Here is a 16,262-nt window from a genome sequence, read left to right as displayed (position 1 = left end):
CGGGATTCCGGGCAGTCCACCCCGCGTGCTGCGTGGTCCCATCAAGCCCCGGAAACACTCCAGGAGCCGCTTGCTCCGGAGCGATCCGAAGGCGGGTCCATCCTGCCGGTCCGACCGTCAGGGCGAAGCCCGCCCGGCCCCCTTTCCCGAAGCGGCGCTGCGGGAGCGCTGCTCCTAGAACCTTCCCCGGATCAGATCCACGCGAACGCCCGTCTCCCGCTGACCGCCGATTTCGGTGGTAAAGGCCTGGGGAACGGGCACCGAGTAGTGCGTGGCTCCGGTCTCGTCCACGTTGGCGAGGGCCCCGTAGCTCGGCGTGGCCGCGTAGGAGTAGATGCCGTAGAACAGACCGGAGAGGATACCGATTCCGACCCCGCTTACCACGTAGTCGGTATGTTTCAGGGGATCGTCCGTGAGTAGCATGACCCCGGTCCCGGCGACACCGCCTACGGCCGCTCCGTATAGGGTGCTGTACCACACATCCTGGGCCACGTAGCTGGCGGCCTTGCTGTTGGTTGGCAGGGCAAGCAGGAGGCTCGCGCCAAGGACCATGGAGGCAACGATGCGTTGCATGCAGGGATCCTTTGTTCCGTTCAGGGTTGCATTCGCGGTAGGCCGGATGGCGCACCGAACGGTATTGTAATGGATTGCCCCTAGGGCCTCCACCACATTCCGGTAAGGAACTTCCGGCATCCTGCCGTTAACTTGCCGGATTCCTCGGGAGTCTGGCATCGTACTTCCTTTTTTCCGGGGGCATTCGGGGCTCCCGGGCACGCACCCCAGCAAGAGGACCCGCCCAGCCCATGGACCTAAGCTCCGTAGAAAAGGCCTACAAGCGACTCGCCGGCACCTACGACACCTTCTTCGGGGCCATCTTCCAGCCCGGACGCAAGGCCGTGCTGGAGCACATCGACCTGAACCCGGGCGAGAAAGTCCTGGAGATGGGCGTGGGCACCGGCCTGTCGCTCCCCCTGTATCCGCGCGACGTGGATATCTACGGCATCGACATCTCCGAGCCCATGCTGGAAAAGGCGCGCCAGAAAAAGGTCAGCGAGCACCTGGAGAACGTGAAGCTGCTTGAAGTGATGGACGCCGAGGAGACCACCTTCGAGGACGACTCCTTCGACGTCGTGGTCGCCGCCTACGTGGTCACGACGGTGCCCGACCCGGCGCGCTGCATCGACGAGATGCGCCGCGTCTGCAAGCCGGACGGCGAGCTGGTGATCGTCAACCACTTCCAGTCGGAGAACCCCATCGTCGGCGGCGTGGAGCGGGCACTGGCGCCGCTCTCCAGCGCCCTGGGCTGGCGGCCCAACATGCGCCAGCGGGACCTGGAGGCGGAAACCAGCCTGGAGGTGGTCGAGCAGCACCGGGTAAACCTGTTCGGCTACTGGTCGATGCTAAAATGCCGGAACAACAAGGAAGCCATCGCGTCGAAGGGTTGAGCCCGTTGACGCCCCGCCGCCCAGGAGGCGCACAGTGGCAGGGGAAAGGCAGGCAAACGAGCAGGTGGTCACCGGCATCTACCAGGGCCGCGAGGTCACCCTGACCGACAAGACCGGCGAGGCTCCGCGCCAGGAGCTCCAGGAAATCCTCGACTCCCTGATCCGGGAAGACAAATTCGGTATTGCCGGCATGTCCAACAGCGGCAGCGGCACCATTCAGATCGGCGCGCCGGAAGGGGCGCACATCCAGATCGGCCAGGGCCTGTACCGGTTGATCGTCACCGGCTATGAGGCGTACGTGGACGCCTTCTGAGTCCCCAACCCCGGATTCGGGGGGCACGAAAATGCGCAACGCGATCAAGAAATGGCTGCCTACGGAGCACGGGCTTCGCCGGCGCATGGGCGAACGCCGCGCCCAACGGTGGCTATTCGCCCGCCGGGGTGTATGGAGCCTCCATCGGCGCGCCCTGGCGGGCGGCATCGCGGCCGGCCTGTTCATCGGCCTTACTCCAACCGTGGGGCTCCAGACCCCGCTCACCCTGCTGGCCGCAATCGGGCTCCGCGTGAACTTCCCCCTCGCCTTCCTGGCCCTCTGGATCAGCAACCCCCTGACCACGCCTCTGCTGTATTGGGGCTTCAACCGGCTGGGCGCCCACCTCCTGCGCGAGCACTTCCCGGCCGAGCTGCTTACCAACCTGGCGCCCTACCTGCAGGTAGTCATCCAGCAGTCCACCTATCTCTGGCTGGGCAGCCTGATCCTGGCCATTCCCGCGGCACTGCTCAGCTATACCGGCTTCATGTGGGCCTGGCGGGTCCACACCATGCGCCGCTGGCGCCGCCGGAGCGTAGCCCGGCAGGCGGTATAGTCCTTCCTCCGAGACCTCGTCCCCCGACTCGCATAGCGCGCCCTCCCAGGGAAAACCCGGAACCGGGAATTTCATTCCGGCACGGTTCCCTAAGTTTCAAGGAAAGAGGCGGCAATACAGGCAGCACCGGCATGTTCGAGACCCCCAACCTCGGCCACGAGCGACAGGCCGAGCTCACGGACTTCTTCCTGCACCAGTTTCCCGAAGGACTCGTAGGCGTCGACGAGGAGGAGCGCGTCCGTCTCCTCAACCGGGAGGCGGAGCGGGTGTTCGGCTACGATTCCTGGGAGCTGGAAGGCAAGCCGCTCACTCGGCTATTTCCTTCCTTTTTCAGCGCCACCAACCATTCCGAGCTGCACGCGACCGTGGCGCGCCTGGCCGAACGGACCGCCCGAGAAGCGGTTCCTTTGGCTACAGGCACGGAACGGGGACGGCGACTCCCTGCCCGTGGAGGTCCGGCCCTTCCACCTGGATAGCGGCCACGGACCACTGTTCCTCTTCCAGGTCCGGCCCACCAGCGAGCCCCAGCGGAGCTGGCGTCGGCGGCAACGGGTGGTGGACGCGCTCGCCAGCCTGCCGGAGGTGGTCTGGATCGCGGATTCCAGGGGCCTGGACCGCTTCCGGGAGGACAGCGAATCCAGTATCGGCGTCCCGCCCGGTGAGGATCGGGCGGCGAAGGAGGAAGAGAGTCCGGCTGGCAAACAGCCGGAGTGGGCCCTGCAAAAGCTCCGGGAGGAGGGTCTGCCCAGGGCCCGGGAACGGGGCATCTGGATCGGCGGGACGGCTTTCCTGGACCCGCAAGGCCGGGAGGTGCCCGTCAACCAGATCATCATGACCCACTACGATCCCGGGGACGCCCAGAAGCATTTTTCCTCCATCATCCGGGATCCCTCCGAAAAGTCCTCCCGGGACACGGAGGTCCGCCTGCTCGCGGAGGTCTTCCAGATCGGCATCGCCACCGTGATCAGCGACCACGCGGGCACCCTGCTGCGCGTGAACCCGGCCTTTTCCCGGGCCACGGGCTATGCAGCGCAGGATCTGATCGGCCAAAACATATCCACCCTGGTCTCCGGCATTCACGGCGCCGATTTCCGGGACCGGCTCCAGTCGGAGCTGCGCGAAAACGGCCACTGGCAGGGCGAGCTCTGGACGGAGACGCGGTCGGGAGAAACCGTTCCCAAATGGGCGGTATTCACGGTGGTGGACGGCAACGCCCGATCCTACCCCGAAGGCTACGTGGTCGGCATCTTGTCGGACATCCAGGAGGAAAAGCAGGCGGAGCGGGAACCGCAGCGGCGGCTGGGAAGCTCGGAGCAGCTGGGCAGCGTCCTCGCCCACCAGCTCAATCAACCGCTATCGACCATCCATAACTACGCGGAAGGCGCGCTCCTTCGGCTCCAGGAAGGATCCGAGCTGCCCAGCGATTTCCGCTTCGTGCTGGAGAAGGTGCTCTCCCAGACCGACCGTGCCCGGAACCTGGTCAACGACTTCCGCGGCTACCTGCGGGGGGACGGGAGTCAGACCCGAGCCATCGAAGTGAATCAGCTATTGTCCTCCCTGCAATCCGGCATCTCCTCCACCTTGACGGAATTCAGCGTCGAACTGGACCTGCGCCTCTCGGAGAACCTTCCCCCCATCCTGGGGAACATGATGCAGCTGGAGGAATGCCTGCTGAACCTGCTGATCAACGCTGTACAGGCCATGGAGGGCGTCCGGGACCGCAAGCGCCTAGTCCGCCTCAGCGCCCGGGAAAAGAACGGGGAGGTGGGGATCGTGGTGCGGGACAACGGCCCGGGCAACCCGAGGGCCTGGAGAACGAGGTCTTCCAGACCTGGTTCACTTCCAAACCGGAGGGCACCGGGCTCGGCCTGCCCATCTGCCGGTCCTTCATCGAGGGAAAGGGCGGGAAGATCTGGGCGGAGCGGAACGCCCCCGAGCCCGGCACCACCTTCGTCATCCGGCTACCCGCCGGGGATTCGGCCTAGGGCCCGGCCAGGGGCCGGCCTTGCGGCCCGCCATGGCTACTCGGCCCGCACCTCCGGTCCGGGCAGGGACAGCGGCTCGGTATTCAGCAGTCTCGCCATGCGCTCGCCGAACTCGCGGTGGCAGGTGAACAGCACCACCTGCCGGTCGCCGGCCATCTGCAGCAGCCCTTGCAGCCCGGCCTCCTGGCGCGCGCCGTCCCAGTGCACGAGCACCTCGTCGAGCAGCAGGGGCAGGCGCTCGTGGCTGCTGTCCAGGTGGTCGGCCACGGCCAGGCGCAAGGCGAAGAACACCTGGTCCCGGGTGCCCCGCGAAAGCTCCGCGGACTCGCCGTCCACCATGTGCTGCCGACCTTCGGCATCCCGCACGCACAGGGCGTCCGATCCGCCCCCCTCCTCCATGAGCAGGTGCGTGTACCGGCCGCCGGTCACGTCCGCTAGGTAAGCGCTTGCTCTTCTCAGAACATCCGGCTGATGGGCCTCCCGGAAGCGGCGGTCCGCCTCCCGCACCAGGCGCTCCAGCAGCCGCAGGCGGTCGTGCTCCCGCTCGGCCTCCTCCATCTCCTGCTCGATGTCGGCGATGCGCCCCTGGATCAGGCCCACGTCCTGCAGGGCCCGCCCCTCCTCCAGGTCGCGGTCCAGGCGCGCGGCCTCCTCACGCAGCCCGGTGCGCTCGTTGTCCAGCTCCTCCAGCTCCTCGCGGGCTTCCTGCAGGGCCGTATCCTCCAGCAGGTCATCCCCGGCCAGGGCCACGCGGGCGCGGGGATCGGAGACATCCGGATAGTGCTCCCGCAGGGCGTTCCAGCCTTCCTGCCAGCGGTGATAGGCGGCGGCCACCTCCCCGGCCCGGTCCAGGCATTCCTCCAGGCTCCCGGCATCGGGGATGGCCCGCGCCAGGCGGGCGGCCAGCGCTTCGTGGTTCTTGGTCAGCTCGGCGTCCTCGGCCCGCAGCCCGTGCCGACGCCGGGCCAGATCGGCCAGCGCCTCCCGGGCCTCGTCGGCGACGGCCTGGCGCCGGCGGGCGGCGTGCAGATCCTCCTCCAGCGCGGAAGCGGCCGGATGCAGCGGACCCGCCTCGCGGTGGACGCCGTGGCGCCGCAGCACCTCCGCCACCGCACCCGCCCGCCGCTGCCAGTCCTGCTCGGCCCGTTCACGCTCCTGCCGAACCGCCCGATAGCGCCGCCAAGCGCCGCGCAGGGCCTCCAGCCGGTCGGCCAGCTCCGGCCGGGCCTCCGCAAGGGCGGACCGGGGCAGGGGCAGGTCCGCCGTGAGCTCCGCCACCGCTGCGGCGGCCCGTTGCTGGGCGGTGCGGGCCGAATCCACCTCCGCCTGCAGGGCCTCCCGAACGCCCTCCCGGGCGCCCTGCTCCTGGTGCTCGAGGCTGGCCATGGCGCGGTTATAGGCCAGCACCGCGGCCGCTCCCGCGGCGGCGGCCACTGCCGGGATCGCCAGGGGCGGCCAGAGGACGGCGGCACTCCCGAAGGCAGCAGCCAGAGCCAGCGAGGCAACGAGGTAGGCGCGGGGCAGGCGCGGCCGCGGCCGGGCCGGCTCCTGATCGGCCAGGCGGCGCTCCGCGTCCCGCAGGCCTTCGCGCGCTTCCGCGGCGGCATCGCAGCGGGCCCGGAGGTCGGCGGGGGTCAGGGCCTCCAGGGTCTCCCCGTAGGATTCCCGCCAGTCCGCTTCCAGCACGCTCTCGGCGGTCTCCATCAGCTCGACGCGGGCCCGCTCCTCCGCCTCCCGCTGGCCGGCGAGCGCATCGCCGGCCTCGTCGACCTTGGCCGCCACGGCCGCCAGACCGGGCACCTCCGGATCCCGGAGCAGCGCCCGGTCCTCCACGGTGACCGCGGCCCGGCGGGCGCGCTCCCGGGCCACCGCCTCCGCCCATTCGCGGCGTCGGGCATTCAGGTCCTTCTCCGCCCGGGAGAGCTGCTCCCAGTCCCGGCGCGGATCGGCACCCAGGGCCCGCGCCGCCTCGGGATCGCCCAGGGACTCCCGCAGCCGGTCCAGGCGCTCCAGCTCGCGCTTCAGGTGGCCCACCGACTCGCTGCGCTCGATGCGGGCGCGCAGGGCGTGCCGCCGGCTGTCCAGCACGGCGAGCCGCTCGCCGATACGGGCGCGCTCCGCCTCCTTCTCGCGCAGCGCGCCCTGATGCTCCTTGGCGGCCTTGAGGTCCTTGCGGCGCTCGCCGTGCTCCTTCTTCAGCTCGGCGTGGCGGCTCTTGCCCCGCTTGTCGCGGCGCCACTGCCGTTTGGCGGCCTGATCCAGCTCCTCGGCCACCTCGCGGGCCGGGCGCTGCCAGGAATTGCCCAGCTCGCCGAGCAGGCGCTGCTCCACGCGGGCGAAGGCTTCCCCCTCCAGGGACTGCATGTCCTCGATGGTAAGGGCGTACACGGCCTTGTAGAGGCGCCGGTCCACGTGGTCGGCAACCGGCAGGGGGCGGTTGGCGAGCTTCTCCCGGCCGCCGTCCGATTCCCACTGGGCGTCGGGACTGGCCATGAGTCGCCGCCGAACGTGCGCGCTCGCTCCGCTGTCGAGGACGAGGTCCGCTTCCAGCTCGGCACGGCGCCCGGCGCGCGGGGTGTACGGGAATTGGGCCTCGTTGGCGGGATCGAAGCCGTAGAGGATGGTGGTGAGGGCATTGAACAGGGTGGTCTTGCCCGCCTCGTTGGGGCCCATCACCACGGCGGGACCGTCGGGGAATTCCAGGCGCCGGTCGAGGAAGGCGCCGAAAGCAGCCAGATCGAGGCTACGGACCTTCACCCGCCGTTCCCCGGCTGCACCAGCCGATCCACCAGCTCCGGCTCCAGGTCCGTCAGCAGCGCGCGCAGGTAGGCCCGGCGCTCTTCGTCCTCGGTGGGGGCGGCGGGGCTGAGCACCTCGGGCGTCAAGGCATCCAGCAGGGCATCGTCGCTTTCCGCCCGCTCCAGCAGCTCCAGGGCGGTGGCCAGCGGTGAAGGGCTGCTGCGCAGGCCCTCCCGGTCCACGGGCTGGTGGAGGCCGCGGTCGCGCACTTCCACCGCCAGGGCATCGAGCCGGTCGGCGAGCTGTTCCTCCAGCTCGCGGCGGTTCTCCGCGTCGCCCAGCTCTCCGGCCAGGAGGTGCGGCCCCGACAGCTCCAGGCGCACCAGCCGCTGCTCCGCATCGGGCTCCGGCACCCGGGCGACGAGGTCCGCCACCAGGGCGTCCAGGTTCCCACCACCGGGATCGGCGACGGCCACGGTCTGCCAGGTGAGCGGCGCCAGCGGCACGAACTCCACCTGCGCCAGCCCGAAGGGGGGGATCTCCACCCAGTTGCCGCCCTTCGGCCCGGGCTCGCGGGGATGGCGTCCCTGGAGGTTCCCCGGGTACCACACCGGCGGGTCGGACCGTATCTGCTGGCGCTTGTGGATGTGGCCGAGGGCCCAGTAGTGGTAGCCGGGCTTGTCGAAATCGGCAGGCTCGCTGGGGGCGTAGGTGTCGTGGTTCTCGGCGCTGTCGGCGCCCACCACCTGGGTGTGGAGCAGACCCACCGTGGGTAGATCGCCGGCCTGCGCCGGAAAGGAGGAAGCCAGGTTGCGGTCCTCGCGCGCCTTGGCGTGCCCGGCGGCCACCACCCGCCCAACCGGCTCGCCGTCGCTGCCCGGGATTTCCACGCTGACGGGCTGGGCGCCGTGGGCCAGATGCACGTTGTCCGGCCAGTCCAGGGCCCGAGTGCGGTGGCTGGTGCCGCCGGGGTCGTGGTTGCCGGTGCAGCTCACCACGGCGATGCCGGCTTCGCCGAGCCGCTGACAGCCGTCGAGCAGGAAGCGCTCGGTGGCGAAGGTGAGCAGATCGCCGTCGAAGATGTCACCGGCCAGCAGAACCACGTGGGCGCCGCGATCGATGGCGGTCTCCACCGCCGCCTGGAACGCGTCGCGGGTAGCGCGGCGGAGCGCCTCGCGCACCGATTCGTCCCGCCCCCGGAAGGCGGTGTCCAGGTGCAGGTCGGCGAGGTGGAGGAAGCGGAAGGGCTCGGTCATTGGGACCTATTCAAGCAGACAATTAACCACGGAGGACACGGAGAAACGTGCTAAGTCCTTCTGTAGGAGCGGCCAAAAGGCCGCTCCTACAGGGCAATATGCTCCTTTAAAAAGCCTTGCCGGGATTGAGGATCCCCTTGGGATCGAAGGCCGCCTTGATCTGGTTGTGCAGCATGCGACTGGTGGCGTCCAGCTCGCGGGCCACGAAGGGCGCCTTCTCGGAGCCCACGCCGTGCTCACCGGAGAGGGTCCCGCCCAGCTCCAGCACCGTGTCGAACACCCGGCTCAGGCACTCCCGGGCGCGGGCCATCTCGTCGGGATCGTCCGGGTGGACCATGAGGTTGACGTGGATGTTGCCGTTGCCGGCGTGGCCGAAGTTGACGATGGGCAGGGCGAATTCCTCCGCCAGCCCTTCCAGGCGGCCGATGAAGGTGGCCAGGGCGGTGACCGGAACCACCACGTCCTCGTTGATCTTGAGCGGTGCGAGCCGCTTCACCGCCTTGGAAAGGGACTTGCGCGCCTTCCACAGGGCGGCGATCTCCTCGGCGGAGGCACCGGTCTGCACCTCCAGCAGGCCGGCGCCGTCCAGACTCCGGGTCAAGGCGGCGAATTCCTCTTCCACCGCCGCCTCCGGTCCGTCGGCCTCCACCATGAGCACCGCGCCGGTGCCCTCGGGAAGATCGTGGCCGAATCCGCCGCGCCGCAGGGCATCTATGGCCAGGCTGTCCATGAATTCCAGGGCGGATGGCACCGCGCCCTCGGCCATGATGCGCTGCACGGCCTGTCCGGCGTCGGCGACGCTGGCGAAGGCCGCCCGGGCGGTGCGCTTGGCCGCCGGGCGCGGCCACAGGCGCAGGGTGGCCTCGGTAACCAGCCCCAGGGTTCCTTCGGAGCCGATGAGCAGCCGGGTCAGGTCGTAGCCCACCACGCCCTTGCTGGTCCGCGTCCCCGTCCGGAGCACCTCCCCCGTTCCGGTGACCGCCTCCAGTCCGAGCACCCAGTCGCGGGTGACCCCGCGCTTCACCGCGCCGGGCCCGGCGCTGTTCATGGCCAGGTTACCGCCCACCTGGCAATAAGCGGAGCTGCCCGGATCCGGCGGCCAGAACAGGCCGTGGGCGGCGGCCGCCTCCTGCACGTTCTGGTTGGTAACCCCGGGCTGCACGCGCAGGAGGCGGTTGGCCGGATCCACCTCCAGGACGGCGTCCATGCACTCGAAGGACACCACCAGGGCGCCCGGAACCGGCAGGGCACCGCCCACGTTACCGGAGCCTGCGCCGCGCGCCACCACGGGCACCGCATGGCGATGGGCGGTGCGTATCACCGCGGCCACCTCCTCGGTGGTGGCCGGGAAGACCACCCCCGCCGGCGCGATGTTGCGCGGCGTGTCGTCGGTGGCGTAGAGGGCGAGGACGTCCGGATCCGTATGGCACCGCGCCTGTCCGAACAGCAGCTCCAGCTCGTGCGCGGCACCCGGGGGCAGGCCGGGAGTATCGGCCATTTTCCTGCTCCTGGCGTGGGGTTCGTGCGGCCCCGAACGAAGGGGGATCCCGGGTATTGTAGTAGCCCCGGCCGCCCGGTGCGAAGCCGGGCACGCCCCGGATCGCGGACAGGGGCCGTATCCCCTTCCCGGGCGCTTTCGTATACCCTGTCCGGGCATTCCCTTACACGGAGAGCCCCATGCGCCGATTGTTGCTGCTGGCCGCCCTGCTAACGGCCCTCCCCGCGGCCGCCGAGCCGCCCCGGAGCCCGGATCGGGGCGTCCTGCTCCAGGTAACGATCCCCCTGGGCGGACAGGCGGAAACCAACCCCTGGCGCCCGCGGCGCGGCCAGGCCCTGGATGCCAGCTACGTGCTCAAGAACCTATCGGAAGGCTGGTGGGGAGTCGGCATCCTGGCCGTGGGCGGCGGGGTACTGCTGTACGACCACCTGGACCGGTAGCTTCCGGAGCGCGGACCGGGCCGCCGTGCCCGCCCGGCACTTCAGTCCCGGAAACGGGGGTCGAACAGGAAGTCGGTGCTCTCGGTGTAGCTGTGGCAGTGGATGCAGCCGCGGTTCTTCTTCCTGGCCTTGCGCTGGGCCTCCCGGTCCGATACCAGCACCTCCCCGCCAGGACTGAAGCGCATGAAGGCCCAGTCGTTGGTGGCCGGATTGTGGCCTTTCACCTTGATCATGACGTCGATGGAATAGACGTGGGGCTCGGTGGTGTGATTCTCCAGGACGACGACGGAGCCCGGGGGCAGGGGTTCCTTGCCCAGCGGCCGGGCGTTGTCGGCCGTGTCGTTGAGGAAGGTGTCGATCAGGGGCCCGTGGGGCTCGCGGCCGCGGTGGATGCCGGGCTTGACCACCGATTGCGCGGGCCAGAAACGGCGGTAATCCGAGCCTTCCAGATAATTCCAGATCTTTTCCGGCTGGACCGTTTCAGGGACCGGAGGGCCCAGGGGGTTGGGCTCGGGCGCCTCCTTGCCGGCACAGGCGGCGAGCAGCAGCACCGCCGCCGCGGCGAGCCCCGTCGCCAGGACCGTAAGCCGCTTGTCCCCCGGCACCCTCATCCGGTATTCCGCTGACCGGTGGCGATGCCGTTGATGGTGCGCAGCAGCAGGCTCAGCCAGCGCTGGCTCTCCTCCTCCGACATGCTCTCGTCCTGGTAGCGGCGCAGGAGCGTGAGCTGGATGTGATTCAGCGGATCGATGTAGGGATCCCGCCGCTGGATGGAGCGCGCCAGCATGGGCGTCTCCTCCAGCAGACCGTTCAGCTGCGCCACCTTCAGCACCAGCTTCCGGGTGCGGTCGTACTCGCTCCGGATCTTGTCGAAGATGGCCTGGCCCCGCTCCTCGTCGAGCACCAGGGAGGCGTACTGCGAGGCGATGGCCATGTTGGCCTTGGACAGCGACATCTGGATGTTGGACAGGAAGGTGTTGAAGAACGGCCATTCCTTATACATCCGCTGCAGCATCTCCAGGCGTTCGTCGCTGTCGCCGATGAACTCCTCCAGCGCGGTGCCCAGCCCGTACCAGGCCGGCAGCGTGTGGCGGCTCTGGCTCCAGCCGAACACCCAGGCGATGGCGCGGATGGAGTTCAGGGAGCGGTCGCCCTTCGCCCGGTGGCTGGGCCGGGACCCGATGTTCAGTCGGCTGATGCCGTCCAGCGGCGTAGCCTCGTAGAAGTAGTCCAGGAAGCCGTCGGTGCTCCGGGTCAGGTCCCGGTAGGCGCGCTCTCCGGCATCGGCCAGCTCGGCGAAGGCATCCAGGTAATCCTGGCGGTCGCCGGGGATCTCCTGCACGGTGCAGCGGCTGGCCTCCATCGCCCCGGAGGCCATGACGGTGAGCTCGTAGACCGCGGTCTCCAGATTGGCGTACTTGCTGGACAGCACCTCGCCTTGCTCGGTGATCTTGATGCCGCCGCGCACCGTCCCGGGGGGCTGCGCCCGGATGGCCTTGTGCGTGGGTGCGCCGCCGCGCGCCACGGTCCCGCCGCGGCCATGGAAGATGCGGACGTTGACGCCGTAGTCGCGCCCCAGGTCGGTGACCTGGCGCTGGGCCTGGTAGAGCACCCAGGAGGAGGCGACGATACCGCCGTCCTTGCAGGAGTCCGAGTAGCCGATCATGACCTCCTGCTCGTCGCCCATGGCGGCCAGCAGGTTCCGGTACACGGGGCTCTCCAGCAGGCCGGTCATGACCTTCTGGATGTGCTCCAGATCCTCGATGGTCTCGAACAGAGGCGCCACGGAGATGCCGTTGTACCAGGTGCCGTCGGCGCGCCGGCCCAGCAGGCCGGCGGTCTTGGCCAGCCACAGCACCTCCAGCACGTGGCTGGCGCTGCGGGTCATGGAGATGATGTAGCTGCCGAAGGCCTGCGGGCTGATCTCGTCCCGCATGTCGGCCATGACCCGGAAGACGTCCAGCACGCCGCGGGTCTCCGGCGTGAACTCCACGCCCTGCGGCACCAGCTCGGATTCCTCGGCGATCTCGCCGGTGAGCAGCTCCACCCGCTCCTCCTCGGAGAGCTCTTCGTACGGCCGCCCCTGGTCGCCCCGGGCGGCGAGGATCTCCGAAACCGCCATGGTGTGGCGGGTGGACTCCTCGCGAACGTCGAGCCGGGCGAGGTAGAAGCCGAAGGTCTCCAGGATGCGCCGGAGGTCCTTAAGCTCCCGCTCGGCGACCGCGCGGTCGCCGTGGCTCGCCAGGGAGTCGGCGATGCTGTGCAGATCGGCGAGCATCTCCGACTCGTCCACGTAGGCGTAGTCGCATTCGGCGCCGGGGATCTTCCCGGTGAGGCGCGCCTCGTTGGCGTTGTAGGCGCGCGTGAGCCGCTCGCGCATGAAGCGCAGCTTCTGGCGGTAGGGCTCGTGGAAATAGCGCTGCTGGAGATGCCGGGCAAGCTCCGGGAAGCAGCGGCGGTCGTGCTCCAGGCGCTCGTAGAACTCCTCCGAGGGCCGTCCGAAGCGGTCGGAGTGCGACAGGATATGGTGGAGCTGCTCCAGCCGGTTGTTGTAGCAGGCGAGGATCTCGCGCTTGTGGGTGCGCAGGGCCCAGGCGGTGGTCTCCGCGGCCACGTAGGGGTTGCCGTCGCGGTCGCCGCCGATCCAGGAGCCGAAGCGCATGATGGGCGGCACCTCGGGCGCCTCGTCGCCATAAACCGCGTGCAGCGCCTGCTCCAGCTTGCGGTAGATCCGGGGGATGGCCAGGAACAGGCTCTCGCGGAAGTAGTAGAGACCGTTCTCGATCTCGTCCTCCACCTGCGGCCGGCGTACCCGGACCTCGTCCGTCTTCCACAGGATCTGGATGTCCACGCCCAGATCCCGCTCGAGACGCTCGCGCTCCGCCGGCGGCAGGCGGTTGTCGTCCAGGGTCTTGACCTTGAGGAACATCCGCCGCTGCCCTTCCAGCAGGGTCCGCCGGGTGGCCTCGGTGGGGTGGGCGGTGATCACCGGAGATATGTCGAGGTGCTGCAAAAGCTCCCCGCATTGCTCCGGGGTGAGCCCGCTGTCCTTGAGCCGGGTCAGTACGTGCTCGAAGCTGTTCTCCCACGCTTCGCCCTCCTGCTCCGCGCTGTACAGCAGGCGGTGCGCGTGCGCTTCCTCGGCAACGTTGACGAGCCGGAAATAGGCGGAGAAGGCCCGGATCACGTAGGTGAGGATGTCGGGGTCCAGGTCCTTGATGAAGGCCGCCAGCTGCTCGCGGAGGGCGGTATTCTCCTCTTCGCGCAGCTGGATATAGCCCTTGCGCAGGTATTCGACGGCCTCGAACACTTGGCCGCCGGCCTGGCTCTTCAGGACGTCACCGAGCATGCGGCCCAGGGTCTTCACCCGGCCGCGAAGCTCCGTATCTAGCTGGGAAAAACTCGCTTCGGTACGAATCGGTCCGCTCCATGGGAATGTGGGGGGCATTCCATTGAGAACCCCCTATTATCCATCATCGATCTGCTCAAAGCGAGAGCAAGAATCCGGCGCGCAAATAAAGCACATCCGAGCGCCCATTACAAAAGCTTATTCGCGCGTTCATTGGTGGGCGGTATAATTTGAACCTCCCAAAAATCAGGCGGCCTGCACGCGGCGGGCCACCCCGGCTGAAAAACGGGCGGTTCCAGCGTCCCCTTTCATAGCCGATTGGATGCACAGCCATGGAGGCCGGCATGAGCCAGAATCTGATCAAACAGGTCAACATCAACGGCCTGGAGTACAACAAATTCCGCGATCCGAACAATTACCGGAAAGCCCCGGGCGAGGATTACCGGTTCAAGATCCGCCTCAACGGCTCCGGAACCGCCACCGCCCGGCTGGAGATCGACGACCAGATCATCTGCGAAGAGCAGGTCACCCTGCCCGGGATCTTCTCGTGCACCACCAAATTCGAAACCCCGGGAGCGCGGCCCGCGTTCCTGACCGTGGAAACGGACAGTGAGAAGGAAACCCGGGATCTGACCATCCACATCTGGGAGCATCCCAAACGGGATACCAAGGAAGAGGTACCCTCCCACCACTGAGCGCTTCCTCGCCCGACACGCAAGAAGGCCCCGGCTGCCCGGGGCCTTCGCGCGACGGGCGCCCCGGCCGGCCGCGCTCACCAGCCCAATGCCGCCATGAACTCCGGCAGCTTGCCGACGATCTCCTCCCGCTCGAACAGGCGGTCGACGCCCTCCGGACGCACCCGATCCCAGACCTCCTTGGTGCCGCCGAAGCCGAGCACGGGGGTGTTGATCATGTACTCCCGGCGGATGCGCTGCAGCTGCTCCACCGGATCCGCGGCCGACTGCGCAAGGTCCAGCAGGATGAACCGGTAGAGCAGGATCTCGTTCCATTCCCCGGCCTCCTCGATGGAGGGCACCACTTCCACCTGCCAGTCCTCGCCGGCCACCTCCTTGAGGTCCCTGGCGGCACCCTCGTCGGTGGTGACGATGATGAACCCGGGCTGCAGACGCCGGTTGATGGTCGGTTCACTCATGGCTTCATCCCCTCGTATCCGCGGGATCGGCCACGTGGCCGGTGGCTCCCGCATGGTCGTCCTGCACGGCGGTGGCAACCACCGCTTCCGCCCACCGGCGGCCCACCTCGCCACCCCCGAGCCTGGCGGCCAGGAGTCCGGCGTGGAGCGGCAGGCCGGTGCAGGCGGCCGTCCGGGCGGGATCGATACCGGCCAGATCGAGTCTGCGGATCCGACCCCCCTCGGTCTGAACGGTGATCCGCCCCAGGGTCGGGATGGCCCGTTCGGTGAGGAAGGCGTCGCCCTTGAGCTTGATACCCTCCCGGACGGCGCGGTGCCCGAGCGGCTCCCACCGCCATTCCGGATCCCGGAGCTCGTGCCTGGCCTCCCGAATGGCCCCGACCTCCTCGGTGGAGCACCTATCCGGACTGACGACCCAGCCCAGGCTCCGCGCCGCCGCCTGCCGGAAGGCGCCCTTCAGCGGCGCCGCCCGGGGCGGCTTGCCGAAGGCGTCCCAACCTCTCACGGCCTCCGCCAGCGCGGCGGCCAGGAAACGCCGATAGGCCGGCGAGGGACTGTTCACCGCGGCGGCGAAGCGGGCGGCGGGGAAGCGGAGCATGAAGCTGCCCACGAGTACCAGGGCATTGCCGAGAGTGGCCATTCCGGTACCCCCGATCTTCCGGTTGCCGCACCATAGGTCGTTGCGGCTGCGGCGCGACACGGACAGGCCGAACCGGGCGAAGGTGGCCTCCACCGCGGGCAGCAGGTGCCCGTAGAGGTCCACCGGCCGGCCCCGCAGCCAGGTTCGGGGCACTAGGAACGCGTAGACCCATTGATCCCCGTCCACGTAGACGGTTCCGCCGCCGGTTTCCCGGCGGACCACCTCCATGCCGCCGGCGCGGCCGGAGGCGTCCAGGGAAAGCTCCTCGGCGGCATCCTGGTGCGGCCCCAGGGAGATATGCGGCCGGTCAGCCCGCGCCCAGGCCAGGATGGGGGCATCCTCCGGCCCCATGGCGTATCCCAGGCCGTGGTAAAAGGCGTGCAGGTCGAAGGGAGCCAGAGGCCCGGCCTCCAGCCAGCGCGCCCGGCGCGCGCCGCTTCCCGGCTCAGGAGGAACCGTCGCCGCCCTCCCCGGAGTCGCCGGACTGCTGCTCCTCACCGGGGTTCTCATAGAAGTACTCGAAATAGAACTCCCGGCGGTTGATGGCCTGGAGCTGATCGACCCGGTCGCGAACGCCCTGGCGGATCACGTCGGCGATGGCGTTGCCCTGCTCCCCGTCCAGGATGGTGATGGAGTCCGGCATATCCTCGTAGACCTCCAGCTGGGTCGCCGGCAGTCCCTCCGGCGGCTGGATGTACATGAGGTAGGAATCCACCTCGTCGTCCTCCGGGTCCAGGGGAGTGAGCACCACGAAGCCGAAATAGGCCAGACGCGCCACCCGGTTGAACTCCTGAATGGTAAGCTTCTGCCCCTTCTGGTATTTGCGCAGCTCGTTCTTCAGCGAGCCGGTATCCTGCAGCGGGATCGTCTTGGCCATGGCGGTTGCCTGCC

The 16,262-nt window shown here is 68.8% G+C and carries 16 protein-coding genes and 1 pseudogene; 8 read left to right on the top strand and 9 right to left on the bottom strand.

All coding sequences use genetic code 11. The annotated features are described in order from the left end of the window. Positions 1-174: 174 nt before the first annotated feature. Positions 175-573, bottom strand: a complete 399-nt coding sequence (locus ACERLL_RS03580) for a hypothetical protein (protein WP_373654686.1) — start codon at positions 571-573, stop codon at positions 175-177. A gap of 230 nt (positions 574-803) precedes the next feature. On the opposite strand from ACERLL_RS03580, the gene ACERLL_RS03575 reads away from it, so the two are divergent. The 6 genes and pseudogenes from ACERLL_RS03575 (at position 804) to ACERLL_RS03550 (ending at position 4,296) form a co-directional block, all read left to right on the top strand. After that, positions 804-1,445: a class I SAM-dependent methyltransferase gene (locus ACERLL_RS03575; protein WP_373654685.1), complete on the top strand. Its 642-nt coding sequence runs from the start codon at positions 804-806 to the stop codon at positions 1,443-1,445. A 34-nt stretch (positions 1,446-1,479) separates the two neighbouring features. Then, positions 1,480-1,758 carry a hypothetical protein gene (locus tag ACERLL_RS03570; protein WP_373654684.1) on the top strand — a complete coding sequence of 93 codons (279 nt, stop codon included), beginning with the start codon at positions 1,480-1,482 and terminating at the stop codon, positions 1,756-1,758. A gap of 31 nt (positions 1,759-1,789) precedes the next feature. Continuing rightward, entirely contained in the window at positions 1,790-2,311 is a 522-nt protein-coding gene (locus tag ACERLL_RS03565; RefSeq protein ID WP_373654683.1) for a DUF2062 domain-containing protein, read from the top strand. Positions 2,312-2,442: 131 nt separating this feature from the next. Then, positions 2,443-2,787 (top strand): PAS domain-containing protein, encoded by a 345-nt coding sequence (locus tag ACERLL_RS03560; RefSeq protein ID WP_373654682.1) that lies wholly within the window; start codon positions 2,443-2,445, stop codon positions 2,785-2,787. A gap of 355 nt (positions 2,788-3,142) precedes the next feature. Beyond that, positions 3,143-3,799 (top strand): annotated as a pseudogene (locus tag ACERLL_RS03555) (PAS domain S-box protein); the annotation flags it as partial. Between the two features lie 176 nt (positions 3,800-3,975). Then, positions 3,976-4,296 (top strand): ATP-binding protein, encoded by a 321-nt coding sequence (locus ACERLL_RS03550; RefSeq protein WP_373654843.1) that lies wholly within the window; start codon positions 3,976-3,978, stop codon positions 4,294-4,296. A 36-nt stretch (positions 4,297-4,332) separates the two neighbouring features. Here the strand turns inward: ACERLL_RS03550 and ACERLL_RS03545 are convergent, their stop codons facing one another. The 3 genes from ACERLL_RS03545 to ACERLL_RS03535 form a co-directional block, all read right to left on the bottom strand. Further along, positions 4,333-7,053 (bottom strand): AAA family ATPase, encoded by a 2,721-nt coding sequence (locus ACERLL_RS03545; RefSeq protein ID WP_373654681.1) that lies wholly within the window; start codon positions 7,051-7,053, stop codon positions 4,333-4,335. After that, positions 7,050-8,291, bottom strand: coding sequence for a metallophosphoesterase (locus ACERLL_RS03540; RefSeq protein ID WP_373654680.1), 1,242 nt, complete (start codon positions 8,289-8,291; stop codon positions 7,050-7,052). Before ACERLL_RS03540 ends, ACERLL_RS03545 begins: the two co-directional genes overlap by 4 nt. 106 nt (positions 8,292-8,397) lie before the next feature. After that, positions 8,398-9,789 carry an FAD-binding oxidoreductase gene (locus ACERLL_RS03535; protein WP_373654679.1) on the bottom strand — a complete coding sequence of 464 codons (1,392 nt, stop codon included), beginning with the start codon at positions 9,787-9,789 and terminating at the stop codon, positions 8,398-8,400. A 179-nt stretch (positions 9,790-9,968) separates the two neighbouring features. On the opposite strand from ACERLL_RS03535, the gene ACERLL_RS03530 reads away from it, so the two are divergent. After that, on the top strand, positions 9,969-10,229 hold the full coding sequence (locus ACERLL_RS03530; RefSeq protein ID WP_373654678.1) for a hypothetical protein: 261 nt from the start codon (positions 9,969-9,971) through the stop codon (positions 10,227-10,229). A 41-nt stretch (positions 10,230-10,270) separates the two neighbouring features. Here the strand turns inward: ACERLL_RS03530 and ACERLL_RS03525 are convergent, their stop codons facing one another. Further along, a complete protein-coding gene (locus ACERLL_RS03525) occupies positions 10,271-10,840 on the bottom strand; it encodes a cytochrome P460 family protein (protein ID WP_373654677.1) in 570 nt (189 codons plus the stop codon). After that, positions 10,837-13,596, bottom strand: coding sequence for a phosphoenolpyruvate carboxylase (gene ppc, locus ACERLL_RS03520; RefSeq protein WP_373654676.1), 2,760 nt, complete (start codon positions 13,594-13,596; stop codon positions 10,837-10,839). The genes ACERLL_RS03525 and ppc overlap by 4 nt, the downstream gene beginning before the upstream one ends. A 326-nt stretch (positions 13,597-13,922) precedes the next feature. On the opposite strand from ppc, the gene ACERLL_RS03515 reads away from it, so the two are divergent. Next, positions 13,923-14,273 (top strand): hypothetical protein, encoded by a 351-nt coding sequence (locus tag ACERLL_RS03515; protein WP_373654675.1) that lies wholly within the window; start codon positions 13,923-13,925, stop codon positions 14,271-14,273. Positions 14,274-14,350: 77 nt separating this feature from the next. Here ACERLL_RS03515 and ACERLL_RS03510 read toward each other — a convergent pair whose 3' ends face one another. Genes ACERLL_RS03510 through ACERLL_RS03500 form a run of 3 tightly spaced genes read right to left on the bottom strand, consistent with a single transcriptional unit; the run spans position 14,351 to position 16,248 of the window. Beyond that, positions 14,351-14,731 carry a hypothetical protein gene (locus tag ACERLL_RS03510; protein WP_373654674.1) on the bottom strand — a complete coding sequence of 127 codons (381 nt, stop codon included), beginning with the start codon at positions 14,729-14,731 and terminating at the stop codon, positions 14,351-14,353. Positions 14,732-14,735: 4 nt separating this feature from the next. Beyond that, positions 14,736-15,869: a lipoate--protein ligase family protein gene (locus ACERLL_RS03505; protein WP_373654673.1), complete on the bottom strand. Its 1,134-nt coding sequence runs from the start codon at positions 15,867-15,869 to the stop codon at positions 14,736-14,738. Next, a complete protein-coding gene (locus tag ACERLL_RS03500) occupies positions 15,817-16,248 on the bottom strand; it encodes a hypothetical protein (protein ID WP_373654672.1) in 432 nt (143 codons plus the stop codon). Before ACERLL_RS03500 ends, ACERLL_RS03505 begins: the two co-directional genes overlap by 53 nt. Between the last annotated feature and the right edge of the window lie 14 nt (positions 16,249-16,262).

The organism is Thiohalorhabdus sp. Cl-TMA (assembly GCF_041821045.1).
GTDB classification, from domain to species: Bacteria; Pseudomonadota; Gammaproteobacteria; order Thiohalorhabdales; family Thiohalorhabdaceae; genus Thiohalorhabdus; species Thiohalorhabdus methylotropha.
Note: the sequence above shows the minus strand (reverse complement) of the source record. Positions and strands in the feature narration are given on the sequence as shown.

What these genes read in the sequence shown, in the direction of transcription:
- ACERLL_RS03580 (WP_373654686.1), bottom strand. Translation starts at nt 573, where the DNA reads ATGCAACGCATCGTTGCCTCCATGGTCCTTGGCGCGAGCCTCCTGCTT.
- ACERLL_RS03575 (WP_373654685.1), top strand. Translation starts at nt 804, where the DNA reads ATGGACCTAAGCTCCGTAGAAAAGGCCTACAAGCGACTCGCCGGCACC.
- ACERLL_RS03565 (WP_373654683.1), top strand. Translation starts at nt 1,790, where the DNA reads ATGCGCAACGCGATCAAGAAATGGCTGCCTACGGAGCACGGGCTTCGC.
- ACERLL_RS03560 (WP_373654682.1), top strand. Translation starts at nt 2,443, where the DNA reads ATGTTCGAGACCCCCAACCTCGGCCACGAGCGACAGGCCGAGCTCACG.
- ACERLL_RS03550 (WP_373654843.1), top strand. Translation starts at nt 3,976, where the DNA reads ATGCCTGCTGAACCTGCTGATCAACGCTGTACAGGCCATGGAGGGCGT.
- ACERLL_RS03540 (WP_373654680.1), bottom strand. Translation starts at nt 8,291, where the DNA reads ATGACCGAGCCCTTCCGCTTCCTCCACCTCGCCGACCTGCACCTGGAC.
- ACERLL_RS03535 (WP_373654679.1), bottom strand. Translation starts at nt 9,789, where the DNA reads ATGGCCGATACTCCCGGCCTGCCCCCGGGTGCCGCGCACGAGCTGGAG.
- ACERLL_RS03530 (WP_373654678.1), top strand. Translation starts at nt 9,969, where the DNA reads ATGCGCCGATTGTTGCTGCTGGCCGCCCTGCTAACGGCCCTCCCCGCG.
- ACERLL_RS03525 (WP_373654677.1), bottom strand. Translation starts at nt 10,840, where the DNA reads ATGAGGGTGCCGGGGGACAAGCGGCTTACGGTCCTGGCGACGGGGCTC.
- ACERLL_RS03515 (WP_373654675.1), top strand. Translation starts at nt 13,923, where the DNA reads ATGAGCCAGAATCTGATCAAACAGGTCAACATCAACGGCCTGGAGTAC.
- ACERLL_RS03510 (WP_373654674.1), bottom strand. Translation starts at nt 14,731, where the DNA reads ATGAGTGAACCGACCATCAACCGGCGTCTGCAGCCCGGGTTCATCATC.
- ACERLL_RS03500 (WP_373654672.1), bottom strand. Translation starts at nt 16,248, where the DNA reads ATGGCCAAGACGATCCCGCTGCAGGATACCGGCTCGCTGAAGAACGAG.